The sequence below is a fragment of the Rhizobium sp. SSA_523 genome (assembly GCF_030435705.1).
GTDB lineage: Bacteria > Pseudomonadota > Alphaproteobacteria > Rhizobiales > Rhizobiaceae > Neorhizobium.
Window position 1 is genome coordinate 843,279 of the sequence record NZ_CP129382.1, and the last position, 25,884, is coordinate 869,162.

The following is a 25,884-nucleotide window of genomic DNA, read 5'->3' on the forward strand; positions in this document are numbered from 1 at the left end:
CTCAGATAGAGGCCGAGCCTGCGAGACCACGCCTTCTTCAACAGAAATCGTGGCAAACAAAAGGCCCGCACGAGGCGGGCCTTTTTTCGATGCGCCGGTAGCGCCGATCAGCGCTTGGAAATCGGCAGATAATCGCGCTTCGGCTCGCCGGTATAGAGCTGGCGCGGGCGACCGATACGCTGCTGCGGATCCTCGATCATCTCGGCCCACTGGGCGATCCAGCCGACGGTGCGGGCAAGCGCGAACAACACCGTGAACATGGTGGTGGGGAAGCCCATCGCCTTCAGCGTGATGCCGGAATAGAAATCGATATTCGGATAGAGCTTCTTCTCGACGAAATACTCATCCGTCAGCGCAATCTTTTCCAGCTCCATGGCGACCTGCAGCAGCGGATCGTCCTTGTGGCCGAGTTCGCCCAGCACTTCATGCGTGGTCTTCTGCATGATCTTGGCGCGCGGATCGTAATTCTTGTAGACGCGGTGGCCAAAGCCCATCAGGCGGAACGGATCGTTCTTGTCCTTGGCGCGCGCGATGAATTCCGGAATGCGGTCCGGCGTGCCGATCTCCGTCAGCATGTTGAGAGCCGCTTCATTGGCGCCGCCATGGGCAGGACCCCAAAGGCAGGCAATGCCGGCAGCAATACAGGCAAAGGGATTGGCGCCGGAGGAGCCGGCCAGGCGGACCGTGGAGGTGGATGCGTTCTGCTCGTGATCGGCATGCAGGATGAAGATTCGGTCCATGGCGCGCGCCAGAACCGGGTTCACCTGATACTCCTCGCAAGGAACTGCAAAGCACATGCGCAGGAAGTTCGATGCGTAATCGAGATCGTTCTTCGGATACACGAAGGGCTGGCCGATATGGTATTTATAGGCCATGGCGGCGATCGTCGGCATCTTGGCGATCATCCGCAGCGATGCAACCATCCGCTGATGCGGATCGGTGATATCGGTCGAGTCGTGATAGAAGGCGGAGAGCGCGCCCACGGTGCCAACCATGACGGCCATCGGGTGGGCGTCGCGGCGGAAACCGGTGAAGAAGCGGCTCATCTGCTCATGCACCATGGTGTGGTGCGTGACGCGATAGTCGAAATCCTTCTTCTGCGCTGCGGTGGGCAATTCACCATAGAGCAGCAGATAGCAGGTCTCCAGAAAATCGCCGTGCTCTGCGAGCTGCTCGATCGGATAGCCGCGATGCAGCAGAACACCTTCGTCGCCGTCGATGAAGGTGATCTTCGATTCGCAGGCCGCGGTCGAGGTGAAACCCGGATCGTAGGTGAAGGCGCCGGTCTGCTTGTAGAGCGAACCGATATCGATCACATCGGGACCGATCGTCCCTTTGCGGACGCCGAGATCGACCTTCTTATCTCCCAATCCAAGATGTGCGCTTGTTTCCGTCATGCTGATCCTCCGATGGGCGGAATGGCGCCGAACGCGCCAAAGAAATGAAGCATATGAGTTAGCTATATGATCCGTCGCGCGCTGCCAAGCACTCCTGAAGGCTAATTGGTGCAGCGCGAAATTTATGGTGGGGCTGACTCCCGCCACCAAGGATCGCGCTCGCCAGTCGCGGCAAAATGTAGAACATCTGAACGCAAGGTCCAGACGAAAAGCACAGCCGCAGGCAGTTGACCGTGCAATGACGGCGGGTGCAGTCTGACCTGTGCGACGCTGGACGGGCCCGACGGAAAGAGAGGATGCGGGCGAGACGGCCGGACCTTCGGCCCTTCATCGCCGCCGCCAGCATCGGCCCGCTGGCATGCAAGCTTGAGAATGCGGAAATGGTCTTGCTGCAGGGGGTGGAAAAGACCGGGGATGACCAGTGTCGCCGCGTGAGGACGACCACAGCCGTAGTGTGCAGGTGAGACCCTTCGCCGCAGGGTCTGCCATCGCATCCCCGACCGAGGAGGCGGAGGCCCGCTCTTTCGACCAGGCGCCCTTCGACCGGATGCTCGACTGGTCGGCGCGGCCGGGCGGCGATCTCATCATTTCCGGGGAACGGGCTGGACCAACCCGCCGCCTTGCCGGTCTGGTCGCCCTTCGCCAGGCCCGATCCGCCTGGTCGCCCTCCGGCCTGGTGCTGGCCTTGCAGGAGGAGCGGGCGCATGGGCTGTTCTTTCTCCTCGTGCCGGTGCTTCTGGCCTGCGGCATAGCGCTGTGGATCGGCGCGGCGCAAAACCCGGTCTTCTGGCTGGGCTGGCTCAGCCTGCCGCTCATGGGCGCGGCCTTCCATCTCAGGCAGAAATGCGCAATGCGCGCGGCTGCGGCCTGCATGGCGGCGGGCCTGATCCTGGCCGGCTTCGGGCTTGCGGCGCTTGAAGATGCACGCACCACAACGGTCGTTCTGGACAGCGCGGTGACCACCCGCATCGAAGGCGTGGTGGAACGCCGCGAGGCCGCAGGAGAGGATCGTTGGCGCTATACGGTGCGCCTGCGCCAGACGGCGCATCCGCATCTGCTTCGCCCGCCTACGCGCATCACCCTGCTCGTCAGGGGACAGGCAACGCCTTTCGATCCCGGCATGATCATTGCGGGGCGCGCGCGTCTGTCGCCGCCCTCCGGCCCCGCTCTGCCCGGGATGACCGATTTTACTCTCGCCGCCTATTATGACGGAATCGGTGCGACGGGCTTTGCCCTTGGCCTGCCGCAGCGGCTGCGGGACAGGGTCGGCCACCCTGGCGGCCCGGACAGCGGCGATGATCTTCACGAAACCTGGCTGCAGCGCGCCAAGATCGCCGTCTTCGATCTGCGGAGCCGCATCGGCGACAGGATCCGCAGCCTCGTCCCCGGTGATGCGGGCGCCTTTTCTGCAGCTATCGTCACCGATGAGCGCCGCGCCATCAGCCCGGATACGGTCGAGGCTCTGCGACTGGCCGGGCTCTCGCATATCGTCGCGATTTCCGGCTTGAACATGGCGCTGGCGGCGGGAATCTGCTTTGTCGGCCTGCGCCGGCTTCTCGCTCTGGCGCCGGTGATTGCGCAGCGATGGCCGATCAAGAAGATCGCCGCAGGCGGCGCGCTGCTGCTCGTCACCGCCTATTACCTGATTTCCGGCTTCGGCGTCTCTGCCGAGCGCGCCTATCTGATGATGGCGGTCATGCTGCTCGCGATCTTCGTCGATCGCCCCTCCGTGAGCGTGCACACGGTCGCCCTCTCGGCCATTCTGGTCATGGCGATCGCGCCCTCGGCGCTGATGGGGCCGAGCTTCCAGATGTCCTTCGCCGCGACTGGGGCGCTGGTGGCCGTCTATACGCGCGCCCAGCGCCGGCGGGCGCCGCAGATGGGCCGGCAGCCGCGTCGACCCGGGCTCCTGTGGCTGGTGGCAACGGCGGGCCGCTTTGCGTGGGTGCTGCTGCTGGAGGCCTTCATGACCTCGCTGATCGGTGGACTTTCCACCACGATCTACTCGGCAGGGCATTTTCATCAGATCACCACCTATGGCCTAGCGGCCAATCTGGCCTCCATGCCGCTGATTTCCTTTGTGGTCATGCCCGCTGCCCTGATCGGCATGCTGGCCATGCCGCTTGGCCTGGACGGCCCCGTCTTCTCCCTCATGGGCGTGGCTGTCGATATGGTGATCGCCATTGCCACGCATGTGGCGAGTTGGGGCGGCATCGCGGCCACGGGACAGCCGCCGGCGCTTTTTCTGCCGCTGGCCTCCCTCGGCCTGACCTGCCTTGTCCTCCTGCGCACCCAGCTGAAGCTGATCGGCCTGCCTGTCCTGGCTGCGGCCCTCGCTCTGGCCGGATTGGCCCGGGTGATGCCGCCGCCCGACCTGCTGATTTCGGAGGATGGCACACTGGCGGCCGTTCTCTCAGATAAGGAGGCGATGATCAGCCGCGCGCACGCACCGGAATTCCTCTATCGGCAATGGCAGAATGCCTACCGCATCACCACGACGAGACCGGCAGAAGAGGTGACGGACAATAGCAGGACGTCTGCCGCCGAAGCTCGCCGGGACCATCGAGGCGGCGCAAGGCCGCGGGAGAAGGATAAGCCCTCCGCTAAGCCGCGGGTGAAGGAGGTGCTGACGCATGATCAGCTGACGTCAATGAAGGCACAGCTCAGCCATTGGCTTCAGCGCAGCGACGGCCGTCATTTCAGCTGCCTCCGGGGCAAGGCCTGCCTCATTCGGACCAGCGACGGCGTGCGCATCGTGCTTCTCGAGGATGCCCGTTATGTCGGCTCCGCCTGCGACAGCGCCGATCTCGTCATCGCACGACGATCGCGAATGCAGGCCTGCCGCTCGGGCGCCGTCCTGATCACCGGTGATCACCTGCGTCGACTGGGAGCCGTGACGCTGAAGTTTGGCGGAAGTGCCGATCGCAAAGCCTGGTCGATGACAGCCGCCATGCCCGTCGAGACGGAGCAACTCCGTCCCTGGCAGATCCACCGCACCTATGCCTGGACCACGCGCAGCTTCGACAATCACCTGCCGGACCATCTCCGGCGCCTGATCAATGGTAACGGCGGATGAGACCCACGAGCTTGCCCTGGACCTTGACCCGGTCCGACGAGAAAATCCGCGTCTCATAAGCGGGATTGGCCGCCTCCAGGGCAATCGAGGCGCCCTTTCGACGGAACCGCTTCAGGGTCGCTTCCTCATCATCCACCAGCGCCACCACGATATCGCCCGGGCTGGCCGTGCTGCCATTGCGGATGATCACCGTATCGCCGTCGAGAATGCCGGCCTCGATCATCGAATCGCCTTTGACCTCAAGCGCGTAATGTTCGCCATTGCCCAGCATTTCGATGGGGACGCTGATCTCATGCGTGTTGTTCTGGATGGCGGAGATCGGCACACCGGCAGCGATTCTGCCCATCACCGGCACATTGGCCGAATAGCGCTGGTCGTCCACCGGCGCTTGCGGTGCGGCCGGCTTGCTCGGCGGCGCCTTGCCAAGGCTGCCTTCGATCACGCTGGGCGAGAAGCCGCGCCGCGGCTGCGCCGGCGGGGTATAGGCATCGGGAAGCTTGATGACTTCAAGCGCCCTGGCGCGATTCGGAAGCCGGCGAATGAAGCCGCGCTCTTCCAGCGCGGTGATCAGGCGATGAATGCCGGATTTCGACGCGAGATCGAGAGCATCCTTCATTTCATCGAAGGATGGAGGTACACCGGACTCCTTCATGCGTTCATGAATGAACAGAAGCAGTTCCTGTTGTTTGCGAGTCAGCATCGTCGAAAGCCCCAATGGAAACAAATCCAGAACGGACACTATCTGTTCCACATGTGTTCCGCAAGCCGTGATGCTGCTTTCTGGCCCAAAAATGCGCGGCGGGCTTGACGATTTGCAAATGCGCCCCGCCATGCCGATCTGTCGGTGACAGAGATACTGGCCGCTGCTAAGGGCTAGCGTCAGGAAAGACAAACAGGCCGGGCCGGCGCGCAAAGCGCCCCGCGGCGCGCCGCCCGCTTGCGGCGAACGGATGTGAGGATTTGATGATGACGGTCAAGGCCAATTCCGAGATTGTGGTCGGCGACGGGGCGCGCCAGGTCCGCTTTTCCAATCAGGCACCGATTTCGCTGATCTGCGGTCCCTGCCAGATGGAAAGCCGCGACCACGCCTTCATGATGGCCGGCGCCATCCGCGAGATCTGCGACCGGCTCGGCATCGGCCTGATCTACAAATCCTCCTTCGACAAGGCCAACCGCACGTCGATCGCGGGCAAACGAGGAATCGGCCTGGAAAAGGCGATGGAGATCTTTGCGGATCTGAAGCAGGAATTCGGCTTCCCGGTGCTCACCGACGTCCATACCGAGGAGCAATGCGCGATCGTTGCCGAGACGGTGGACGTGCTGCAGATCCCCGCCTTTCTGTGCCGGCAGACCGATCTCCTGGTCGCCGCCGCCGCGACCGGCCGTGTCATCAATGTCAAGAAGGGGCAGTTTCTGGCGCCCTGGGACATGAAGAATGTGCTGGCCAAGTTCACCGAAAGCGGCAATCCGAATGTGCTCCTGTGCGAGCGGGGCGCATCCTTCGGCTATAACACGCTGGTTTCCGACATGCGGTCGCTGCCGATCATGGCCGATCTCGGCGCTCCGGTCATCTTCGATGCGACACATTCGGTGCAGCAGCCGGGAGGGCAGGGCGGCTCGACCGGCGGCGAGCGGCGTTTCGTCGAGACCCTTGCCCGCGCAGCCGTCGCGGTCGGCGTGGCCGGCCTGTTCATCGAGGCGCATGACGATCCCGATCACGCGCCGTCCGATGGCCCGAACATGGTCCGCCTGGCGGATCTGGAACGCCTGCTGGAGCGGCTGATGGCGCTCGACACGGTCGCCAAGACGGTCTGAGCAGAGGCCGGCTGGATAGCCGTCTTCGGCGCGGATGGCGTGCTGCCATCGCCATCCGCAGGACGGGGTCGGGCTGTCATGCTCCTGCCATTGTATTTTCTGTGCCTTTGGATAAGACAGGCAGTGATTTCCACCGCACTTACCAGCAGGAAAAGCTCATGACAGCCATTACCGATATCGTCGCGCGCGAGATTCTCGACAGCCGCGGAAACCCGACCGTCGAAGTCGATGTTCACCTGGAAGACGGCAGCATGGGCCGCGCCGCGGTTCCCTCGGGCGCCTCGACCGGCGCGCATGAAGCCGTTGAATTGCGGGATGGCGGATCGCGTTATCACGGCAAAGGCGTGGAAAAGGCGGTCGAAGCCGTCAATGGCGAGATCTTCGACGCGATCGGTGGCCATGATGCGGAAAACCAGATCCTGATCGACAATCTGATGTGCCAGCTGGACGGCACGCCGAACAAGTCGCGCCTCGGCGCCAACGCCATTCTCGGCGTGTCTCTCGCTGTCGCCAAGGCGGCCGCCGAATCATCGGGCCTGCCGCTGTTCCGCTATGTCGGCGGCCCGAATGCGCGGCTTCTGCCGGTTCCGATGATGAACATCATCAATGGCGGCGCGCATGCCGACAATCCGATCGACTTCCAGGAATTCATGATCATGCCGGTCGGCGCAGAGAGCATCCGCGACGCCGTGCGCATGGGCGCGGAAGTCTTCCACGTGCTGAAGAAGGAGCTGGCTGCGAACGGCCACAACACCAATGTCGGCGATGAAGGCGGCTTCGCACCAGGCCTGAAAAGCGCGCCGGAAGCGCTCGATTTCATCATGAAGTCGATCGAAAAGGCCGGCTACCGTCCGGGCGACGACATTCATCTGGCGCTCGACTGCGCTTCGACCGAGTTCTTCAAGGACGGCAGATATGCCATGGAAGGCGAGGGCCGCAGCCTGGAGCCGGAAGCCATGGCGGATTATCTTGCCGAACTGGCGGGCAAATATCCGATCATCTCGATCGAAGACGGTATGGCCGAGGATGATTGGGACGGCTGGAAATATCTGACCGACAAGATCGGCGACAAGGTGCAGCTGGTGGGCGACGATCTCTTCGTCACCAATTCCGCCCGCCTGCGCGACGGCATCAAGATGGGCGTCGCCAATTCCATCCTCGTCAAGGTGAACCAGATCGGCTCGCTGACCGAGACGCTGGATGCCGTCGAAACCGCCCACAAGGCCGGCTACAGCGCAGTCATGTCGCACCGCTCGGGCGAGACGGAGGATTCGACGATTGCCGATCTCGCCGTCGCCACCAATTGCGGGCAGATCAAGACCGGCTCGCTGTCCCGTTCGGACCGGATTGCCAAATACAACCAGCTGATCCGCATCGAGGAGCTCCTCGGTCCGCAGGCGGGCTTTGCCGGCCGCTCGATCCTGAAGGGCTGATCGGCTCCCTCGCGGTTGCATTCAGGATGGCGGTGCTGCGAGGCGCCGCCATTTCTCTTTTCTGACAGGCGATCGGACTTCGACGAGGATCAACCATTGCTTAAGCATGTTCTGTCACCTTGACGCTCAGGTACTGCGTTACAGGGCATAATCTCGCATGTGGACGAGACATCACAAAAAACGAAAATTCGGCCGGCTGGTCATCCCCGCCATCACCGTCGCTTTCGTCTCCTATTTCGGCTATCACTCGGTGCACGGCAATCTCGGGCTCGTCGCCACGGAGAAATTCGAGCGCACGCGGGTTGAACGTGCAGCGGAATTGTCCAAATTGGTAAAGAAGCGAGAGGCGCTGGAGCGGCAGGTGCAACTGCTCAGCGATGGATCGCTTGAAAAGGACATGCTTGACGAGATCGCGCGCTACCAGCTCAACGTGTCGCGCGGCGATGAAATTGTGATCTTCAACAACTACTTCTGAATTAACCGAAATCCGGTTAAGGTTCCAATTCATTAATAAATACAGCTGCTTAATATTCATGTGAGCCATGCATTTAGGGCATTGCTGGCCCCTCCTTTCTTGCCTATGGTGTTCATAACCAAACAAACACGCAGGGAGGTTATGAATGGCGCCCAAGCAAGCCGCGTCGGCAGCCGGTCGGAAGACGGCGGCAAAGCCTGCAAAATCCAATGGCGGAGCCATTGCCGAATTCGACAAGGCCGAGGAACTCAAGGCCTATCGCGAAATGCTGCTCATTCGCCGTTTCGAGGAAAAGGCCGGCCAGCTCTACGGCATGGGCTTCATCGGCGGCTTCTGTCATCTCTACATCGGCCAGGAAGCCGTCGTCGTCGGCATGCAGATGGCGTTGAAGGACGGTGACCAGGTCATCACCGGTTACCGCGATCACGGCCATATGCTCGCTTGCGGCATGAGTGCGCGCGGCGTTATGGCGGAACTGACGGGACGCCGCGGCGGTCTTTCCAAGGGGAAGGGCGGCTCGATGCACATGTTCTCCAAGGAAAAGAATTTCTACGGCGGCCATGGCATCGTCGGCGCGCAGGTCTCGCTGGGGACCGGCCTTGGCTTTGCCAACAAATATCGCGGCAATGACAATGTCTCGCTCGCCTATTTCGGCGATGGCGCGGCCAATCAGGGCCAGGTCTATGAGAGCTTCAACATGGCGCAGCTGTGGAAGCTCCCGGTCATCTACGTGATCGAGAACAACCGTTATGCCATGGGCACATCGGTGTCGCGCGCCTCCGCCCAGACCGATTTCTCCCAGCGCGGCGCCTCCTTCGGCATTCCGGGGCTGCAGGTGGACGGCATGGATGTGCGCGCCGTCAAGGCTGCCGCCGACGAGGCCGTGGCGCATTGCCGCTCCGGCAAGGGCCCGATCATTCTCGAAATGATGACCTATCGCTATCGCGGCCATTCCATGTCGGATCCGGCCAAGTATCGCTCCAAGGACGAAGTGCAGAAGATGCGCTCGGAGCATGACCCGATCGAGCAGGTCCGTCAGCGCCTGATGGACAAAGGCTGGGCCTCGGAAGACGAGCTGAAGACCATCGACAAGGATGTTCGCGATGTCGTGGCCGACAGTGCCGATTTTGCCCAGAACGATCCGGAGCCGGATGTATCCGAGCTCTACACCGACATTCTGCTCTGATTTCGGGGAGGGACCCTAATGCCAATCAATATCCTGATGCCCGCCCTCTCTCCGACCATGGAAGAAGGCACGCTGTCCAAGTGGCTGAAGAAGGAAGGTGACACGGTCACCTCCGGCGACGTGATCGCCGAAATCGAAACCGACAAGGCGACGATGGAAGTGGAAGCGGTTGACGAAGGCGTCATCGGCAAGCTTCTGGTCGATGCCGGCACCGAAAACGTCAAGGTCAACACGCCGATCGCCGTTCTGCTGCAGGAAGGCGAAAGCGCGGATGCCATCTCTGACGCGCCGAAGGCCGATGCAGCGAAGGCCGACGCAGCGACCGCCGATGCGGAGCAGGCTGATGCCGATACGCCGGCGGCAACATCGGAGGCAGCTGGCGGCAAGGCCCGCGAGGCCGCGGCCGAGCCGAACTCCTCGGCCGACAACAAGGTTCCGGCTCAGCCAAAGACCGAGGTCGCCGCCGATCCGGACATCCCGGCCGGCACCGAGATGGTGACGATGACGGTGCGTGAAGCGCTGCGCGATGCCATGGCGGAAGAGATGCGTCGCGATGCGGATGTCTTTGTCATGGGCGAGGAGGTCGCCGAATACCAGGGTGCATACAAGGTCACGCAAGGCCTGCTCCAGGAATTCGGCGCCAACCGGGTGATCGATACGCCGATCACCGAGCATGGCTTTGCCGGCGTCGGCGTTGGTGCTGCCATGGCAGGTCTGAAGCCGATCGTCGAATTCATGACGTTCAACTTCGCCATGCAGGCGATCGACCAGATCATCAACTCGGCTGCCAAGACGCTCTATATGTCCGGCGGTCAGATGGGCGCACCCATGGTGTTCCGCGGCCCCAACGGTGCGGCCGCCCGCGTGGCCGCGCAGCACAGCCAGGATTATGCGGCCTGGTACAGCCACGTGCCCGGTCTCAAGGTGATCCAGCCCTATACGGCGGCAGACGCCAAGGGCCTGCTGAAGGCGGCGATCCGCGATCCCAATCCGATCATTTTCCTGGAGAACGAAATCCTCTACGGGCAGTCCTTCGAAGTGCCCAAGCTCGACGATTTCGTTCTGCCGATCGGCAAGGCCCGCATTCACCGCAGCGGCAAGGATATCACCCTTGTGTCCTGGGGCATCGGCATGACCTATGCGGTCAAGGCCGTTGCCGAGCTGGAGAAGGAAGGGATCGATGTCGAGCTGATCGACCTGCGGACCATCCGTCCCATGGATCTCCCCGCCATCGTCGAATCGGTCAAGAAGACCGGCCGGCTGGTGACCATCGAGGAAGGCTATCCGCAGTCTTCGGTGGGCGATTTCATCGCCAATCGCGTGCAGCGGGAAGCCTTCGACTATCTCGATGCACCGGTGCTGACGATTGCCGGAAAGGATGTGCCGATGCCTTACGCGGCCAATCTCGAAAAGCTCGCACTGCCGAATGTCGGCGAAGTGGTCCAGGCCGTCAAAGCCGTCTGCTACAAGTAAGAGGAGGGCAGGCTCATGCCGATCAACATTACCATGCCCGCCCTCTCGCCGACCATGGAAGAGGGCAATCTTGCCAAGTGGCTCGTCAAGGAAGGCGATACGGTCAAGTCCGGCGATGTGATTGCCGAGATCGAGACCGACAAGGCAACGATGGAAGTCGAAGCCGTCGATGAAGGCATTGTTGCCAAGATCGTGGTTGCGGCCGGCACCGAGGCCGTGAAGGTCAATGCGCTGATCGCCATTCTCGCCGAAGAAGGTGAGGATGTCGCAGCTGCCGCCGCGGGTGGCGGCTCGGCCGCCTCGGCACCGAAGGCCGAGACCGGCAACAAGGAAGAGCCAAAGGCGGAGGTCCAGAAGGCCGAACCGGCCGAGCGGCAGGAGACGCCAGACGTGAAGGCACCCGCCAAGGCGGACACCGCGGAGGCAGCGTCCTCCGCCTCCGGCGAGCGCGTCTTTTCCTCGCCGCTGGCGCGTCGCCTGGCCAAGGAAGCCGGCATCGATCTCTCCAGGCTGTCCGGATCCGGACCGAAGGGCCGCGTCGTCAAGTCGGATGTCGACAAGGCCGTGGCGAGCGGCTCGGCCAAGCCTGCTGAAGGCAAGGCGGCCAGCCCGGCTGCCAGTGCCGGCGCGGCTTCCACCGGCGCCTCGGCTCCCGCAGCTCCGATGGCCAAGGGCATGGCGGATGACGCCGTTCTCAAGCTCTTCGCAGAAGGCTCCTATGAGCTTCTGCCGCATGACGGCATGCGAAAGACGATTGCCGCGCGTCTGACCGAATCGAGCCAGACCGTGCCCTCGTATTTCGTGTCGATGGATTGCGAACTGGATGCGCTTCTGGCTCTGCGGGCCGAGATCAACAAGTCCGCGCCGATGATCAAGACGGAGAAGGGCGAGGTTCCGGCCTACAAGCTGTCCGTCAACGATTTCGTCATCAAGGCCATGGCTCTTGCTCTGCGCGACGTGCCCATGGCGAACGCCTCCTGGACATCGACGGCGAGGGTGAAGCACAAGCATTCCGATGTTGGAGTTGCCGTGGCCATTCCCGATGGGCTGATCACGCCGATCATCAAGAAGGCGGAAACCAAGACCCTGTCGATCATCTCCAACGAGATGAAGGATCTGGCCCGCCGCGCCCGCGACAAGAAGCTGAAGCCGGACGAGTATCAGGGCGGCACCACGGCCGTCTCCAATCTCGGAATGTTCGGTGTGTCGAACTTCACCTCGATCATCAACCCGCCGCATGCATCGATCGTCTCGATCGGCGCCGGCATCGAAAAGCCGGTGGTCAAGGGGGGTGAGATCAAGATCGCAACCGTCATGACGGCCACCTTCGCTTTCGATCACCGGGTGATCGACGGTGCGCTCGGCGCCGAACTGGCAGCGGCCTTCCAGCGGCATATCCAGAACCCGATGGGCATGCTGGTGTGATCCGGGAGGCGGATGGATGAAATCCGTTCTGTGCTTTGGCGATAGCCTGACCTGGGGATACGATCCCGTATCCCTCGGTCGGCACGATTACGCCGATCGCTGGACGAGCGTGCTCGCAGCAGCGCTCGGACCGGGCGTCACCGTGATCGCCGAAGGACTGAACGGGCGCACCACCGCCTATGACGATCATCTGGCCGATTGCAATCGCAATGGCGCAGCGCTGCTCCCGAGCGTTCTGGAGGCCCACAAGCCGCTGGATCTGGTGATCGTCATGCTCGGCACCAATGACATGAAGCGCGGCATTGCCGGATCGGCGACGCTGGCGACGAATGGCATGAAGCGGCTGGTGCAGCTGATCCGTCACCATGTCTGGGGCTTCGACTTTGAGGCGCCGGATATTCTCCTCGTCGCGCCGCCGAAGACATGCGAAACCGCCAATGCGCCGTTCGCCGCCATGTTTCGCGGTTCGCTGGAGGAATCGGCCATGCTGGCGAGCCTCTACCGCGATCTGGCCGACGAAATGGCCTGCGGCTTCTTCGATGCGGGGTCGGTCGCAACCACGACACCGCTGGACGGCATCCATCTGGATGCGGAAAACACGCGGGCCATCGGCCGGGGTATCGAGCCGATCGTCCGCATGATGCTGGGCGTCTGATCCCGCCAGGGCGGGGTTGATCAGGATCAAGGAGGAAGAGCGGGCGGCGGGAGTAGCATGATGATCGAAGTCACGACGACGGAGAAAAGATCATGTCACATACGCCACATCAGCTCGCCGAGGAATTTCCGGCGCACCTCGTGCAGATGCGCCGCCTGCGGGAAAGAGACGGGCACTTTCACCGGATCTGCGCTCAGTATGAGGATGTCAATCATCGCATCCATCTGGCAGAGACGGATGTAGAACCCTGTGACGATGCCTATATGGTCGGCTTGCGCAAGCAACGCCTGGCCCTGAAAGACGAAATTTATGGGATGTTGATGCGGGCAGAGCCGTCGACCGAGGAGAACGAGGTCTAGCAAGCGGCAACCGGCGCCTCCATTCCTGAAACCAATGGAAAAGAGCGGCTGAGACGGCCGTTCGAAGTTCTGGAAGGAGTGGAAGCGCCCATGGCTCAATCCTATGACGTCATCATCATCGGCTCCGGCCCAGGCGGCTATGTGACGGCGATCCGGGCCGCACAGCTCGGCTTGAAGACCGCCATCGTGGAACGCGAGCATCTCGGCGGCATCTGCCTGAATTGGGGCTGCATCCCGACCAAGGCTCTGCTCCGGTCGGCGGAAATCCTCGATCATGCCCATCATGCCAAATCCTTCGGCCTCACGCTGGACGGCACCATGACGGCGGATGTGAAGGCCGTGGTCGCGCGCTCCCGCGGCGTATCCGCCCGGCTGAACGGCGGCGTCGCCTTCCTGATGAAAAAGAACAAGGTCGACGTGATCTGGGGCGAGGCTAAGCTGACCAAGCCGGGCGAGATCAGCGTCGGCAAGATGTCCAAGCCGGTCGTGCAGCCGCAGAATCCGGTCCCGAAGGGCGTGCTGGGCGAGGGAACCTATAGTGCCAAGCACATCATCGTGGCAACCGGCGCAAGGCCGCGCGCGCTTCCCGGAATAGAGCCAGACGGCAGATTGATCTGGACCTATTTCGAAGCGATGAAGCCGGAGTCCCTGCCGAAATCCATCGTCGTTATGGGCTCCGGCGCCATCGGCATCGAATTTGCGTCCTTCTACCTGTCCATGGGCGTCGACGTGACGGTCATCGAGCTGATGGACAATATCATGCCGGTCGAAGACGTGGAGATCTCCACCTTTGCCCGCAAGCAGCTTGAGAAGCGCGGCCTGAAGATCATCACGGGGGCGAAGGTTTCCAAGGTCGACAAGAGCTCCGATTCGATCACCGCGCATGTCGAGACGAAGGACGGCAAGGTCAGCCAGATCACGGCGGACCGTCTGATCTCGGCGGTCGGCGTGCAGGGCAATATCGAGAATCTGGGCCTGGAAGCGCTCGGCGTGAAGACCGAACGCGGCTGCATCGTGATCGATGGCTACGGCAAGACGAATGTCGAAGGCCTCTATGCGATCGGCGATGTGGCCGGCCCGCCGATGCTTGCCCATAAGGCCGAGCATGAAGGTGTCATCTGCGTGGAGAAGATCGCCGGCGTGCCGGGCGTCCACCCGATGGACAAGGCGAAGATCCCGGGCTGCACCTATTGCAATCCGCAAGTGGCCTCGGTGGGCCTGACCGAAGCCAAGGCGAAGGAAGCAGGGCGCGACATTCGCGTCGGCCGTTATTCCTTCGCGGCCAATGGCAAGGCCATCGCGCTCGGCGAAGACCAGGGCATGGTCAAGACGATCTTCGACAAGCAGACCGGTGAGCTGATCGGCGCGCATATGGTCGGGGCAGAGGTGACCGAGCTCATCCAGGGTTTCGTCATCGCCATGAACCTGGAGACAACGGAAGAAGAGCTGATGCATACCATCTTCCCGCATCCGACCCTGTCTGAAATGATGAAGGAAAGCGTTCTCGACGCCTATGGCAGGGTGTTGAACGCCTGATGCTGTGCCTTGCCCCGCGCCGGCCATTGTGGCCGGCCGCGCGGGCAACCATATGGGTGTCCGAAGCATGGAGGACGGTCATGGAAGGTTTGGGTTTTCTCGGCACGATCATCATCGGCGGCTTGGCCGGATGGTTGGCCGGCATGTTGATGGACCTGCGCTTCGGCGTGTTCATGAACATCGTTATCGGCGTGGTGGGCGCGGCTTTGGCAAGCGCCATCCTGCAGCGCGCCGGCATCTGGATTGAACCGGGTGCCTGGGGCGGACTGGTGAGCGGTTTCATCGGCGCCTGTGCTCTGCTATTCATCGCCAAAATCGTAAGACGCTAATCCGCCATCGCAGGGCGGCTGGAAAGCAGGTTCATCATGGTCACCATTCTTGATCGCATGTCTTTGCCGGATGAGGCCAAGCGCGTTCGCCATCCGGAAAAGGCGCACCGGCCCGATACGGACGTGCTGCGCAAGCCGGAATGGATTCGTGTCCGGGCTCCGACCTCCAAAGGCTATCAGGAGACGCGCGAGCTGGTCCGGTCGCACAAGCTCGTCACCGTCTGCGAGGAGGCGGGCTGCCCGAATATCGGCGAGTGCTGGGACAAGAAGCACGCAACCTTCATGATCATGGGCGAGATCTGCACCCGCGCCTGCGCCTTCTGCAATGTGGCGACGGGCCGTCCCAATGCGCTGGACCTGGATGAGCCGGAGAATGTCGCCAAGGCCGTGCGGCAGATGGGCCTGAGCCATGTCGTCATCACCTCCGTCGACCGCGACGATCTGGAGGATGGCGGCGCCGAGCATTTCGAGAAGGTGATCTTCGCCATTCGCGCAGCCTCGCCGCTCACCACGATCGAAATCCTGACGCCGGACTTTCTGAAGAAGCCGGGCGCGCTCGAGCGGGTCGTGGCCGCCAAGCCCGATGTCTTCAACCACAATCTGGAGACCGTGGCCGGCAATTACCTCACCGTGCGGCCGGGCGCGCGTTATTTCCATTCGATCCGCCTGCTGCAGCGGGTGAAGGAACTGGACCCCACCATGTTCACCAAATCCGGCATCATGGTCGGGCTTGGCGAGGAGCGCAACGAAGTGCTGCAGCTGATGGACGATCTGCGGACGGCGGATGTCGACTTCCTGACCATCGGCCAATATCTGCAGCCGACCCGCAAGCACCACAAGGTCGAGGCCTTCGTCACACCGGAGGAATTCAAGTCCTATGAAACGGTGGCTTACACCAAGGGCTTCCTGATGGTGTCGTCCAGCCCGCTGACGCGGTCTTCGCACCATGCCGGCGATGATTTCGCCAGGCTGAAGGCTGCCCGCGAGCGCAAGCTTCTCGTCGCGGCAGAGTGAGGTTCGCGCCGCACGGTCTTTGATCGTGCGGATCCCGGCCCCGGCGCGAAAGGTGCGGCAAGCGCGGGTTTGAAAAAGCGCATCCCCGGCCGGCGCCCTGCTTTGAGAGGCGCCGGATGCGCCTCAGGAGGGCTTGATCCTGCCGTGCCGGTTTTCCTTCAGCGTGCCGCGATTGGCGCGTGCCTCGTCCTTGGCCATGCCCACGAGATAGGCCAGCATGGGCAATTCGTTGACGTCCGCAAGCTGCCGGGCGGCCTCGAGCAATTGCATGATCTGCGAGAAGTCATCCACCATGTCGATCAACCTTCGTCTTCATCCTTGGCGGTCGCCGGCCAGGATGTGCCGGCATCGAAAAAAGGCCCGGCGGCGAAAAGGCCCGGCCGGGAAAGCGGGGCCGGAGACTTTGGCATCGGGCGGCCCAGGTTTTTCCAGAAGACGATTGGCCGGTCAAGCCGGCAGCCGCGCGATCGATCTCGCCTGCCCTGGGGCGACGATGTGTCCCTTGCCAAATCCGCCTCCCGCCATTAGCTGAACACCATGCCGAAGTTTGAAAACCACCGCCCCGTTCGACACTCTCCGGAAGACATGTTCGCGCTTGTCGCCGATGTCGAGAAATACCCGCAATTTCTGCCGCTCTGCGATGCGTTGACCATTCGCTCCCGCAAGGAGCGCGATGGCAAGACCCTGCTGCTCGCCGATATGACCGTCGGCTACAAGGCGATCCGGGAGACATTCACCACGCAGGTCCTGCTGAACCCGGCGGAACTGACGATCGATGTCAAATATATCGAAGGCCCCTTCAAATACCTCGACAATCGCTGGCGCTTTCAGCCGGCGCCGGAGGGCTGTGTTGTCGATTTCTACATAGACTACGAATTCAAGAGCCGGATTCTCGGCGCCGTCATGGGATCGATGTTCGACCGCGCCTTTCGCATGTTTGCCGAAGCCTTCGAACAGCGTGCCGACAAGATTTACGCGCAGCCGCGTTGACGGGGAGATAGCCGCCGGGCAATGGCGGGCCGGGCGATTGCGGGGCCTCCGGCCGGTGAACGTCAGGCCTTGGCCAGATCCAGAAGGATCTTGAGCGCTGTCTCGACGGTGGCAAGGCGGATGCCGGAGCGGCCGAGATCGCCATAGCGCATCTCACGGTGGATGAGGCGCCCGCCGCGCCCGAGGCCTGCCAGATGCACCAGTCCCACCGGTTTGTCGGCGGAGCCGCCGCCGGGGCCGGCAATACCCGTTACGGCCACGGCGGACGTGGCGCGCGAGCGCATCAGCGCGCCATGCGCCATCTGCAGCGCGGTTTCGCGGGAGACGGCGCCGAAGGCGTTGAGCGTTGCCGGCATCACGCCCAGCAGGTCCATCTTGGCCTCGTTGCTATAGGTGACGAAGCCGCGATCGACGACGGCGGATGAGCCCGCCACCTCCGTGAGCACGGCCGAAATCAGCCCGCCCGTGCAGGATTCGGCGGCGGTGACCATCCAGCCCTTCTGGCAATAGGTCTCGATCACCTGACGAGCAAGGTGCAGGTTTTCGCTGTTTGGATCGCTCATGGGGTGATCGCTCCGTAAACGACCGTCGCCGTGGCGATGGCGGCAATGCCTTCACGCCGTCCGACAAAGCCGATCGTCTCATTGGTGGTCGCCTTGATCGAGCAACGATCGATGGAAATCTCCAGAATGTCGGAAAGGTTCTGCCGCATGGCCTGGCGGTGCGGCCCGATCTTCGGCGCCTCTGCGATGATCGACACATCCGCATTGGTGATGATCCCGCCATTTTGCCGGACGATCTTGGCGGCATGGGCGAGGAAGATGCGCGACGGCGCGCCCTTCCACTGCGGATCGGAGGGCGGGAAATGATCGCCGATATCGCCAGCGCCACAGGTGGCAAGCAGAGCATCCGTCAGGGCATGCAGTGCGACATCGGCATCCGAATGGCCCCTCAGCGCCTGGTCGTGGGCAAGGAAGACCCCGCACAGGGTCACGCCGTCGCCCGGCACGAGTTGATGCACGTCATAGCCGTTGCCGGTCCGCACGTCGGGGATCAGTGGCTGGCGGGACAGTTTCTCATCGGCCATGGCAATATCTCGCTTCAGGGTCAGTTTCACATTATCGGCGGAGCCTTCCACCAGATGCACCGGCATTCCCGCCCATTCGGCGATCGAGGCATCATCGGTGAAATCGCTTCGGCCGGATCGGAAGGCGGCCTCGTGGGCCGACAGAATGTCCGCCAGCACGAAGCCTTGCGGGGTCTGGGCGGCCCAGAGCCCGTTGCGGGGCACCGTGTCCTCGATCATTGCCGCAGGCGTCGCACGCTTGAGCGTATCCGTCACCGGCAGAGCCGGAATGACGGCGGCAAGACCCGCCTCCCAGGCGCCGGCGACGCGGTCGAGAAGGGCGTGGTCGAGAAAGGGGCGGGCGGCGTCATGGATCAGCACATGCGTGGCCTCGCTGTCGCGCAGCCGCCTGAGGCCGGACAGAACGGACTGCTGGCGGGTACTGCCGCCATGGGTGATGTGCAGATCGGAAGCACCGCTCAGTCCGGCACAGGCGCTGGCAAACAGGCTCTCGTCATCGGGATGGATGACGGCCACGACCGGCCCCCGCCGCGGCCAGTTCAAAACCTCGCGCAAGGTGCGGCGGATCACCGGCTCGCCGCCGATCGGCCGATATTGTTTCGGCCCTTCTTCGGGGCTCCCCGCGCGTTCGCCGCGTCCGGCGGCAACGATGACTGTTCCGATGATCATGTCCGTCCGCTTGTTTCCCCGTCTTCCTGTCCGGTCCACCATTTCCACGCCATATAGGTCCTGGCCATGCAGGGCCAAGCCATGAAAGGATCACGACATACAGGGCGGGGCCCTTGGTCGGCTTTGGCGGATCTGGTTGAAAGAGCTGCGATCCATCCCCCTGCGGCCGGATGTCCCGTGCAATTGACATGAGATCCCTATAGACAGAAAAGCATCATTTCCAGAAGCGCCGCGACAAAATCCTGTCCGAGGGATTAGCTCTTGGCAAATGCGGAAACAGTGAATAAAAATAGGGCAGAAATACCGCCTGCCCGAAAGATCATCAATTGAGTCCTGCCGATCTTGCATCCCCCTTTGCTCTCGCGACGGTTCCCATCCGGAACCGGCTCGTGCTTGCGCCCATGTCAGGCGTCACCGACCTGCCGTTCCGGCAGCTCGCCTGGCGCTACGGCGCAGGCCTGGTGGTGACGGAAATGGTGGCAAGCCGCGAGCTGGCGCATAATAAGGGCGAGTCCTGGGAAAGGCTGAAAGGCACCGGTATCTCGCCGCATATGGTGCAGCTTGCGGGCCGGGAGGCGCATTACATGGCGGAGGCGGCGCGGATCTGCGAAGCCAATGGCGCCGATATCATCGACATCAACATGGGATGTCCCGCCAAGAAAGTGACGGGCGGCTATTCCGGCTCGGCCCTGATGCGGGATCCCGATCACGCCCTGTCGCTGATCGAGGCGGTTGTGGGAGCGGTCAGCGTGCCCGTCACCGTGAAGATGCGGCTCGGCTGGGACGAGCAGTCGATCAACGCGCCGCACATTGCCGCGCGCGCCGAAAGCGCCGGCGTGAGCCTGATCACCGTGCATGGCCGCACGCGCATGCAATTCTACGAGGGCCGCGCCGATTGGGACGCGATTCGCCAGGTGAGGGACGCCATCCGCATCCCGCTCATCGCCAATGGCGACGTCGAGACCGTCGAGGATGCAGCCGAGATCTTGCGCCGGTCCGGAGCCGATGCCGTGATGGTCGGCCGCGGCGCACAGGGACGCCCCTGGCATTGCGGCGTGCTGGCCGGCGCGCCGGAGCCGGGAGCGCAGGAGCGCGCCGATATTGCCTGCGAACATTATGAGATGATGCTGCAATTCTACGGCCGCGAGGCCGGGCTGCGCCACGCCCGCAAACATGTCGGCTGGTATCTCGATCGGAATGCCGCTGATCTGGCCCCCGCCGTCAAGGCGGCTGTCATGACGCAACGAGATCCTGACAGGGTCTTGCAGGTGCTTCAGCAGGAAATTGCAGGAAATGCCGGACAAGCGTCCAGGGAGGCCGCATGAGTGCAACTGAGGGTGATCAGGGCGGCAATGCGCTGGCCATGGCGGTCCTGAATTCCGTCCAGAATCCCGTCATTCTCGTCAATGAAGAGGGGCGGATCGCGTTTGCCAATTGGGAGGCGGAAGCCTTTTTCGGCGCCAGCACCACGCATCTGGCGCGCAACAAGATCTCCACCTTCATTCCCTTCGGCAGCCCGCTTCTGGCGCTGATCGATCAGGTGCGCGAGCGCAAGGCCCCCGTCAACGAATATCGCGTCGATCTCTCATCGCCGCGCCTCGGGCAGGACAAGCTGGTGGATCTGTACGTCGCGCCGGTCGTCAGCGAGCCGGGCTCTGTGGTGGTGGTCTTTCAGGAACGCAGCATGGCCGACAAGATCGACCGTCAGCTGACGCACCGGGCCGCGGCACGCTCCGTGACCGGGCTTGCCTCCATGCTGGCGCATGAGATCAAGAACCCGCTATCGGGCATTCGCGGCGCGGCGCAGCTTCTGGAGACCTCCGTTGCCGATGAAGATCGCTCTCTGACGCGGCTCATCTGCGACGAGACGGATCGGATCGTCTCGCTCGTCGACCGTATGGAGGTCTTTTCCGATGAGCGTCCGGTGGATCGCGCACCCTTGAACATTCACGCGATCCTGGATCATGTGAAGGCCGTGGCCAAGGCCGGCTTTGCGCGCGACATCAAGATCGTCGAAAATTACGATCCGTCTCTGCCGCCCGTCTATGCCAATCGCGACCAGCTTGTGCAGGTCTTCCTCAATCTCATCAAGAATGCCGCGGAAGCGATCGGCGGCCAGCCGGATGGCGAGATCCTCCTCACCACGGCCTATCGTCCGGGCATCAGGCTCTCCGTCGCCGGCACCCGCGAAAAGATCTCCCTGCCGCTGGAGTTCTGCGTGATCGATAACGGGCCGGGCGTTCCGCCCGATCTGCTGCCGCATCTCTTCGACCCCTTCATCACCACCAAGACCAATGGCTCAGGCCTTGGTCTGGCGCTCGTGGCCAAGATCATCGGCGGACATGGCGGCATCATCGAATGCGACAGCCAGGCCCGCCGCACCGTCTTCCGCGTCCTCATGCCGATGCACAAGGATGGCGGTTCGAGCGAAGATAGCCGTTCCATGACTACGACAGGAAGCCTGAAATGACCGCTACGATCCTTGTCGCCGACGATGATGCGGCCATCCGCACCGTCTTGAACCAGGCGCTCACCCGTGCCGGCTATGATGTCCGTATCACCTCGAACGCGGCGACGCTGTGGCGCTGGATTTCGGCGGGGGACGGCGATCTGGTGGTGACGGATGTCGTGATGCCGGATGAAAACGCCTTCGACCTTCTGCCGCGGATCAAGAAGGCGCGGCCGGAGCTGCCGGTCCTGGTCATGAGCGCGCAGAACACGTTCATGACGGCGATCAAGGCCTCGGAAAAGGGCGCCTATGACTATCTTCCCAAACCCTTCGACCTGACGGAGCTGATCGCCATCATCGGACGGGCGCTTGCCGAACCCAAGCGCAAGCCGGCGAAACTGGACGATGATTCGCAGGACGGGATGCCGCTGGTGGGCCGGTCTGCGGCCATGCAGGAGATCTACCGCGTTCTGGCCCGGCTGATGCAGACGGATCTGACGCTGATGATCACCGGCGAATCGGGAACGGGCAAGGAGCTGGTGGCGCGCGCGCTGCATGATTACGGCAAGCGCCGCAACGGTCCTTTCGTGGCCATCAATATGGCTGCCATTCCGCGAGATCTGATCGAGTCGGAATTGTTCGGCCATGAGAAGGGTGCCTTTACCGGCGCGCAGAACCGTTCTACCGGCCGTTTCGAGCAGGCCGAAGGCGGCACCTTGTTTCTCGACGAAATCGGCGACATGCCGATGGATGCGCAGACCCGGCTCCTCAGGGTTCTGCAGCAGGGCGAGTATACGACGGTTGGCGGTCGGACGCCGATCCGCACCGATGTCCGGATTGTCGCAGCGACCAACAAGGATCTGAAGCAGCTGATCAATCAGGGCCTGTTTCGCGAGGATCTCTATTACCGGCTGAACGTCGTGCCGCTGCGCTTGCCGCCCCTGCGGGACCGGGCCGAGGATATTCCCGATCTTGTCCGGCACTTCATGCAGCAGGGCGAGAAGGAGGGGCTCGAAACCAAGCGCTTCGATAATGAGGCGCTGGAGATCATGAAGGCCTATGCCTGGCCGGGCAATGTTCGCGAACTGGAAAACCTCGTCCGCCGCCTGATGGCGCTCTATCCGCAGGACGTCATCACGCGCGAGATCATGGATCAGGAGCTGCGTTCGGATGTGCCCGACAGCCCGATCGACAAGATGGGCGCCCGGCAGGGCAATCTCACCATTGCTCAGGCGGTCGAGGAGAATATGCGCTCCTATTTCGCCAGCTTCGGCGACAATCTGCCGCCGCCCGGCCTTTACGATCGCGTGCTGACGGAAATGGAATACCCGCTGATCCTGGCGGCCCTGACGGCCACCCGCGGCAATCAGATCAAGGCTGCTGATCTTCTGGGATTGAATCGCAACACGCTGCGCAAGAAGATCAGGGAACTCGGTGTCTCGGTCTATCGCAGCTCGAGAACGACTTAGTCCCGCACGCGGTGCGTCGAGAAAAGACTCCGTAGCGGCGGGCCGTTTCCGGTTATTCGCCCGACGCTAAAGGCCCTAGAAGTCCTCCCAGTTCTCGGTCTTGAGTGCCGCGTTGCCGCGCGTTGAAAGCGGCAGTCTGGAGCCGTAGCTTGCCGCAGGCGCTGAGGATCTGGGCGCAGGGCGCCGCGACCCCGCTGCAGCACCGCCCGTCCGTCCGGCCGAGGCGCTGCCATGGCCGATATCGAACTGACCGATCAATTCGAACAGGCGCTCGGCCTCGCGCGCCAGGCTATGGGCGGCGGCGGAGGTTTGCTCCACCATGGCCGCATTCTGCTGCGTGCCCTGGTCCATCGTGTTGACGGCGATATTGATTTCCTTCAGGCCGGTTGCCTGCTCGCGGGCGCCTTCGACAATCGCACCGACATTGCTGTCGACCTGCAGCACCTGGGCAACGATTTCCTGCAGCACCTTGCCCGTATCGCCCACCAGTGTCACACCGTTCTTCACATGGTCATTGGAGGCCGAGATCAGTGCCTTGATCTCCTTGGCTGCCTTGGCCGATCGCTGGGCGAGTTCGCGCACCTCCTGCGCCACGACGGCAAAGCCCTTGCCAGCCTCGCCGGCGCGTGCGGCCTCGACACCGGCATTCAGCGCCAGAAGATTGGTCTGAAAGGCAATTTCATCGATCACGCCGATAATATTGCCGATCTCGCCTGCCGATTGCTCGATCCGCCCCATGGCGTCCACGGTTTGGCGCACGACCTGACCCGAATATTCCGCGTTTTCCTTTGTGCGGCGCACGAGGCGACCTGCTTCCTGCGCCCGGTTGCTGGAATCGGCACCGGTCGTGGTGATCTCCTCGAGCGCGGCGGCGGTTTCCTCCACCGAAGCGGCCTGCTGTTCCGTTCGGCGGGCGAGATCGTTGGAGGCCGTCTGGATTTCCTGCGAGGCAGCCGCGATGGCGCCGGCATTTTCCAGGATCGTCTCCAGCGTACCGCGGAGCTTGGCCGCAGTGGCATTGTAATCCTGGCGCAATTGATCGAGCGCAGGCAGGAACGGCTTTGCCAATTCCTGCGTCAGATCGCCATCCGACATGGCCTGCAGGGCCTCGGCAAGCTGGCGGACATTGGTCACCCGCTCGCTCACATCGGTGGCAAATTTCACCACCTTGAAGACCTTGCCATTCATGTCGAAGATCGGATTGTAGGAGGCCTGGATATAGACCTTCCGGCCGCCTTTTCCGATGCGTTCGAATTCATCGGCAATGAAGATCCCCGCGGCAAGCTTTGCCCAGAACTGCTGGTATTCCGCGCTCTGCACATAGGCAGGGTCGCAGAACATTGCATGCCGCTGGCCCTTGATATCGGCAAGTTGATACCCGAGTGCGGACAGAAAGTTTTCGTTCGCCCCGAGGATCTCGCCGGTGGGCGTGAATTCGATCATCGCCTGAGCGCGGGAAATTGCGTCCAGCTTGCCGGCATCTTCCGCCGATCGCAGTTTGTGCGCGGTAATGTCCGTTGCGAACTTGACCACTTTGTAGGGCTTGCCGCCGCGAAAGACAGGATTGTAGGAGGCTTCGATCCAGACCTCCGCGCCGCTTTTGGTGATCCGCTTGTACTGGCGGCGATCATACTCGCCGCGGCCAAGCTTGGCCCAGAACTGGGTGTAATCGCCCGAGGCGGCCTCGGACGGCTCAACGAATATGCGATGATGCTTGCCGATTATTTCCTCCAGCCGATAGCCGAGGGCGTTGCAGAAATTCTCGTTCGCCGTCAGGATCGTGCCGTCCAGCTTGAATTCGATGATCGCCTGCGACTTGCCGACTGCCTCAAGCACTGCCCTGTCGTCCGCTCCGCCCCATATTCGCATCTTAGCCTCCTCGTGCCTTGCAGCGCTGCTTTGAGGTCCGGCGGTATCCGCGACGCCCAAGCAAGATAATGTCTCATGTCCCAATTCTTGGGGCAGACACCTTTACAGAGCATCAACATTACCGATGCATATTAGCTTATCCTGCTGGTTTTCGCGTTTTTTTGCTTTACCTGCGCTCCGGTCCCTATTGTAATGCGATCAATGTAAGCCTGCTGCAATCTTGAGTGTGTAGGTGGAGGGCATGGGACAGCAAGACGAACTTCGACTCACTTTCGCCGATCCGGTTCGCTCGACCGAAATCCACGCGATCCGCAATTTCCGCGGCATCAGCCTGCAATATTCGCGGCTCCATCTTCCGGCGGAATACGAGTTCGCCTGGGAAGGGCAGGGCCATTATCTCGCGTATCACGATCTGATTCTGGCGGATGGCGAGATGGAGGTTCTCGGCGAAACGCCAATTGCCGGCGGCGATCTGCGCGACCGCATGACCTATGTGCCGCAGGGCCAGACGATCAAGGGCTGGGCGAAGCCCGTCGATCGTCCCAATGCATTCACCGTCCTCTGTTTCGATCCCGGGATCGTCCGCACTGAGTTGGAAAGCGAATTCGCCGCATTCGAGCCTCATCCGCAGATCTATTTCCAGGATTTCGACCTCGGCGCGACCATGAGCAAGCTGGCGCGCTTGATGGCGAATCCGCTTCAGGCGGCGTCGAGCCTCTATCTCGAAACGGTCAGCCTGACCGCGACGCTGGAGCTTTTGCGAATCAATTTCGGGCAAAGCCGCAGGAAGGGCCAGCCAGCGCAACTGAGCCAGGCCCAGTGCCGGCAATTGCTGGATTATATCGAGGAGCATCTTGCTGAAGAGATCGGCCTTTCCGACCTCGCGGCGCTTGCCGGCCTCAGCCGGTTTCACTTCTCTCGCGCCTTCAAGGCGAGCTTCCACGAAGCGCCTTATCAGCTGGTTCTGCGCAAGCGTGTCGAGCGCGCGAAACTCATGCTGGCGCAGACGCGTCTGTCGGTCCACGACGTGGCTTTGGCCTGCGGCTTCAGCAATGCAGCGCAACTGGGGCGGATTTTCCGCAACCTGGTCGGGCGCACACCCCTGGCCTTCCGCAAGACCGCGTGAGTGGCGGACGGCGGATCCGGTCACGCTATCCGTGCATCGCGCCCGGACAGGC

At 62.4% G+C, this 25,884-nt stretch carries 23 protein-coding genes; 17 read left to right on the forward strand and 6 right to left on the reverse strand.

Annotated features, from left to right (window positions below):
- Positions 1–107 precede the first annotated feature (107 nt).
- Positions 108–1,397, reverse strand: a complete 1,290-nt coding sequence (gene gltA, locus QTJ18_RS12465) for a citrate synthase (protein WP_252754659.1) — start codon at positions 1,395–1,397, stop codon at positions 108–110.
- A 421-nt stretch (positions 1,398–1,818) separates the two neighbouring features.
- Here gltA and QTJ18_RS12470 point away from each other — a divergent pair, with 421 nt between their 5' ends.
- Positions 1,819–4,473, forward strand: a complete 2,655-nt coding sequence (locus QTJ18_RS12470) for a ComEC/Rec2 family competence protein (RefSeq protein ID WP_252754658.1) — start codon at positions 1,819–1,821, stop codon at positions 4,471–4,473.
- Here the strand turns inward: QTJ18_RS12470 and lexA are convergent.
- The gene (gene lexA / locus QTJ18_RS12475) at positions 4,454–5,173 is read right to left on the reverse strand and encodes a transcriptional repressor LexA (RefSeq protein WP_252754657.1); all 720 of its coding nucleotides are present in this window, start codon (positions 5,171–5,173) and stop codon (positions 4,454–4,456) included. The two genes, QTJ18_RS12470 and lexA, sit on opposite strands and share 20 nt — an antisense overlap.
- 263 nt (positions 5,174–5,436) lie before the next feature.
- Here lexA and kdsA point away from each other — a divergent pair, with 263 nt between their 5' ends.
- The 11 genes from kdsA (at position 5,437) to lipA (ending at position 16,173) form a co-directional block, all read left to right on the forward strand.
- Complete coding sequence (gene kdsA, locus QTJ18_RS12480; RefSeq protein ID WP_489667255.1) at positions 5,437–6,288, forward strand: 3-deoxy-8-phosphooctulonate synthase; 852 nt, start codon at positions 5,437–5,439, stop codon at positions 6,286–6,288.
- Positions 6,289–6,446: 158 nt separating this feature from the next.
- Positions 6,447–7,721, forward strand: a complete 1,275-nt coding sequence (eno, locus tag QTJ18_RS12485; protein ID WP_252754656.1) for a phosphopyruvate hydratase — start codon at positions 6,447–6,449, stop codon at positions 7,719–7,721.
- A gap of 157 nt (positions 7,722–7,878) precedes the next feature.
- Entirely contained in the window at positions 7,879–8,196 is a 318-nt protein-coding gene (locus QTJ18_RS12490; protein WP_252754655.1) for an FtsB family cell division protein, read from the forward strand.
- A 145-nt stretch (positions 8,197–8,341) separates the two neighbouring features.
- Positions 8,342–9,382 carry a pyruvate dehydrogenase (acetyl-transferring) E1 component subunit alpha gene (gene pdhA, locus QTJ18_RS12495; protein WP_252754654.1) on the forward strand — a complete coding sequence of 347 codons (1,041 nt, stop codon included), beginning with the start codon at positions 8,342–8,344 and terminating at the stop codon, positions 9,380–9,382.
- A gap of 18 nt (positions 9,383–9,400) precedes the next feature.
- Positions 9,401–10,855 (forward strand): pyruvate dehydrogenase complex E1 component subunit beta, encoded by a 1,455-nt coding sequence (locus QTJ18_RS12500; RefSeq protein ID WP_252754653.1) that lies wholly within the window; start codon positions 9,401–9,403, stop codon positions 10,853–10,855.
- 15 nt (positions 10,856–10,870) lie between these two features.
- Positions 10,871–12,280 carry a pyruvate dehydrogenase complex dihydrolipoamide acetyltransferase gene (locus tag QTJ18_RS12505; RefSeq protein ID WP_252754652.1) on the forward strand — a complete coding sequence of 470 codons (1,410 nt, stop codon included), beginning with the start codon at positions 10,871–10,873 and terminating at the stop codon, positions 12,278–12,280.
- A gap of 16 nt (positions 12,281–12,296) precedes the next feature.
- Positions 12,297–12,935, forward strand: a complete 639-nt coding sequence (locus QTJ18_RS12510; protein ID WP_252754651.1) for an SGNH/GDSL hydrolase family protein — start codon at positions 12,297–12,299, stop codon at positions 12,933–12,935.
- 92 nt (positions 12,936–13,027) lie between these two features.
- The gene (locus tag QTJ18_RS12515; protein WP_252754650.1) at positions 13,028–13,294 is read left to right on the forward strand and encodes an HP1242/YdcH family protein; all 267 of its coding nucleotides are present in this window, start codon (positions 13,028–13,030) and stop codon (positions 13,292–13,294) included.
- 90 nt (positions 13,295–13,384) lie between these two features.
- Entirely contained in the window at positions 13,385–14,830 is a 1,446-nt protein-coding gene (gene lpdA / locus QTJ18_RS12520) for a dihydrolipoyl dehydrogenase (RefSeq protein ID WP_252754649.1), read from the forward strand.
- 80 nt (positions 14,831–14,910) lie between these two features.
- Positions 14,911–15,159: a GlsB/YeaQ/YmgE family stress response membrane protein gene (locus QTJ18_RS12525; RefSeq protein ID WP_252754648.1), complete on the forward strand. Its 249-nt coding sequence runs from the start codon at positions 14,911–14,913 to the stop codon at positions 15,157–15,159.
- A 36-nt stretch (positions 15,160–15,195) separates the two neighbouring features.
- Positions 15,196–16,173 carry a lipoyl synthase gene (gene lipA, locus QTJ18_RS12530; RefSeq protein WP_252754647.1) on the forward strand — a complete coding sequence of 326 codons (978 nt, stop codon included), beginning with the start codon at positions 15,196–15,198 and terminating at the stop codon, positions 16,171–16,173.
- A gap of 123 nt (positions 16,174–16,296) precedes the next feature.
- Here the strand turns inward: lipA and QTJ18_RS12535 are convergent, their stop codons facing one another.
- Complete coding sequence (locus QTJ18_RS12535; RefSeq protein ID WP_252754646.1) at positions 16,297–16,467, reverse strand: hypothetical protein; 171 nt, start codon at positions 16,465–16,467, stop codon at positions 16,297–16,299.
- A 243-nt stretch (positions 16,468–16,710) separates the two neighbouring features.
- Here QTJ18_RS12535 and QTJ18_RS12540 point away from each other — a divergent pair, with 243 nt between their 5' ends.
- Positions 16,711–17,163, forward strand: coding sequence for a type II toxin-antitoxin system RatA family toxin (locus tag QTJ18_RS12540; protein WP_252754645.1), 453 nt, complete (start codon positions 16,711–16,713; stop codon positions 17,161–17,163).
- 62 nt (positions 17,164–17,225) lie between these two features.
- Here QTJ18_RS12540 and QTJ18_RS12545 read toward each other — a convergent pair whose 3' ends face one another.
- Positions 17,226–17,726, reverse strand: coding sequence for a CinA family protein (locus tag QTJ18_RS12545; protein WP_252754644.1), 501 nt, complete (start codon positions 17,724–17,726; stop codon positions 17,226–17,228).
- Positions 17,723–18,919, reverse strand: a complete 1,197-nt coding sequence (locus tag QTJ18_RS12550; protein ID WP_252754643.1) for a bifunctional 2-C-methyl-D-erythritol 4-phosphate cytidylyltransferase/2-C-methyl-D-erythritol 2,4-cyclodiphosphate synthase — start codon at positions 18,917–18,919, stop codon at positions 17,723–17,725. The genes QTJ18_RS12545 and QTJ18_RS12550 overlap by 4 nt, the downstream gene beginning before the upstream one ends.
- Before the next feature lie 326 nt (positions 18,920–19,245).
- On the opposite strand from QTJ18_RS12550, the gene dusB reads away from it, so the two are divergent.
- From dusB to ntrC, 3 genes are read left to right on the forward strand one after another with little or no spacing between them, the layout of a single operon-like run.
- A complete protein-coding gene (dusB, locus tag QTJ18_RS12555) occupies positions 19,246–20,244 on the forward strand; it encodes a tRNA dihydrouridine synthase DusB (RefSeq protein WP_252754642.1) in 999 nt (332 codons plus the stop codon).
- On the forward strand, positions 20,241–21,389 hold the full coding sequence (locus tag QTJ18_RS12560; protein WP_252754641.1) for a two-component system sensor histidine kinase NtrB: 1,149 nt from the start codon (positions 20,241–20,243) through the stop codon (positions 21,387–21,389). Before dusB ends, QTJ18_RS12560 begins: the two co-directional genes overlap by 4 nt.
- Complete coding sequence (ntrC, locus tag QTJ18_RS12565; RefSeq protein ID WP_252754640.1) at positions 21,386–22,837, forward strand: nitrogen regulation protein NR(I); 1,452 nt, start codon at positions 21,386–21,388, stop codon at positions 22,835–22,837. Before QTJ18_RS12560 ends, ntrC begins: the two co-directional genes overlap by 4 nt.
- Positions 22,838–22,912: 75 nt before the next feature.
- Here the strand turns inward: ntrC and QTJ18_RS12570 are convergent, their stop codons facing one another.
- Positions 22,913–24,706, reverse strand: a complete 1,794-nt coding sequence (locus QTJ18_RS12570; RefSeq protein WP_252754639.1) for a methyl-accepting chemotaxis protein — start codon at positions 24,704–24,706, stop codon at positions 22,913–22,915.
- A 241-nt stretch (positions 24,707–24,947) separates the two neighbouring features.
- Between QTJ18_RS12570 and QTJ18_RS12575 the strand changes: the two genes are divergently transcribed.
- The gene (locus QTJ18_RS12575) at positions 24,948–25,832 is read left to right on the forward strand and encodes a helix-turn-helix domain-containing protein (RefSeq protein WP_252754638.1); all 885 of its coding nucleotides are present in this window, start codon (positions 24,948–24,950) and stop codon (positions 25,830–25,832) included.
- Positions 25,833–25,884: the final 52 nt, after the last annotated feature.

Coding starts and splice junctions, on each gene's coding strand:
- gltA (WP_252754659.1), bottom strand. CDS start 1,397: ATGACGGAAACAAGCGCACATCTTGGATTGGGAGATAAGAAGGTCGAT.
- lexA (WP_252754657.1), bottom strand. CDS start 5,173: ATGCTGACTCGCAAACAACAGGAACTGCTTCTGTTCATTCATGAACGC.
- kdsA (WP_489667255.1), top strand. CDS start 5,437: ATGATGACGGTCAAGGCCAATTCCGAGATTGTGGTCGGCGACGGGGCG.
- eno (WP_252754656.1), top strand. CDS start 6,447: ATGACAGCCATTACCGATATCGTCGCGCGCGAGATTCTCGACAGCCGC.
- QTJ18_RS12490 (WP_252754655.1), top strand. CDS start 7,879: ATGTGGACGAGACATCACAAAAAACGAAAATTCGGCCGGCTGGTCATC.
- pdhA (WP_252754654.1), top strand. CDS start 8,342: ATGGCGCCCAAGCAAGCCGCGTCGGCAGCCGGTCGGAAGACGGCGGCA.
- QTJ18_RS12500 (WP_252754653.1), top strand. CDS start 9,401: ATGCCAATCAATATCCTGATGCCCGCCCTCTCTCCGACCATGGAAGAA.
- QTJ18_RS12505 (WP_252754652.1), top strand. CDS start 10,871: ATGCCGATCAACATTACCATGCCCGCCCTCTCGCCGACCATGGAAGAG.
- QTJ18_RS12510 (WP_252754651.1), top strand. CDS start 12,297: ATGAAATCCGTTCTGTGCTTTGGCGATAGCCTGACCTGGGGATACGAT.
- QTJ18_RS12515 (WP_252754650.1), top strand. CDS start 13,028: ATGTCACATACGCCACATCAGCTCGCCGAGGAATTTCCGGCGCACCTC.
- lpdA (WP_252754649.1), top strand. CDS start 13,385: ATGGCTCAATCCTATGACGTCATCATCATCGGCTCCGGCCCAGGCGGC.
- QTJ18_RS12525 (WP_252754648.1), top strand. CDS start 14,911: ATGGAAGGTTTGGGTTTTCTCGGCACGATCATCATCGGCGGCTTGGCC.
- lipA (WP_252754647.1), top strand. CDS start 15,196: ATGGTCACCATTCTTGATCGCATGTCTTTGCCGGATGAGGCCAAGCGC.
- QTJ18_RS12535 (WP_252754646.1), bottom strand. CDS start 16,467: ATGGTGGATGACTTCTCGCAGATCATGCAATTGCTCGAGGCCGCCCGG.
- QTJ18_RS12540 (WP_252754645.1), top strand. CDS start 16,711: ATGCCGAAGTTTGAAAACCACCGCCCCGTTCGACACTCTCCGGAAGAC.
- QTJ18_RS12545 (WP_252754644.1), bottom strand. CDS start 17,726: ATGAGCGATCCAAACAGCGAAAACCTGCACCTTGCTCGTCAGGTGATC.
- QTJ18_RS12550 (WP_252754643.1), bottom strand. CDS start 18,919: ATGATCATCGGAACAGTCATCGTTGCCGCCGGACGCGGCGAACGCGCG.
- QTJ18_RS12560 (WP_252754641.1), top strand. CDS start 20,241: ATGAGTGCAACTGAGGGTGATCAGGGCGGCAATGCGCTGGCCATGGCG.
- ntrC (WP_252754640.1), top strand. CDS start 21,386: ATGACCGCTACGATCCTTGTCGCCGACGATGATGCGGCCATCCGCACC.
- QTJ18_RS12570 (WP_252754639.1), bottom strand. CDS start 24,706: ATGCGAATATGGGGCGGAGCGGACGACAGGGCAGTGCTTGAGGCAGTC.
- QTJ18_RS12575 (WP_252754638.1), top strand. CDS start 24,948: ATGGGACAGCAAGACGAACTTCGACTCACTTTCGCCGATCCGGTTCGC.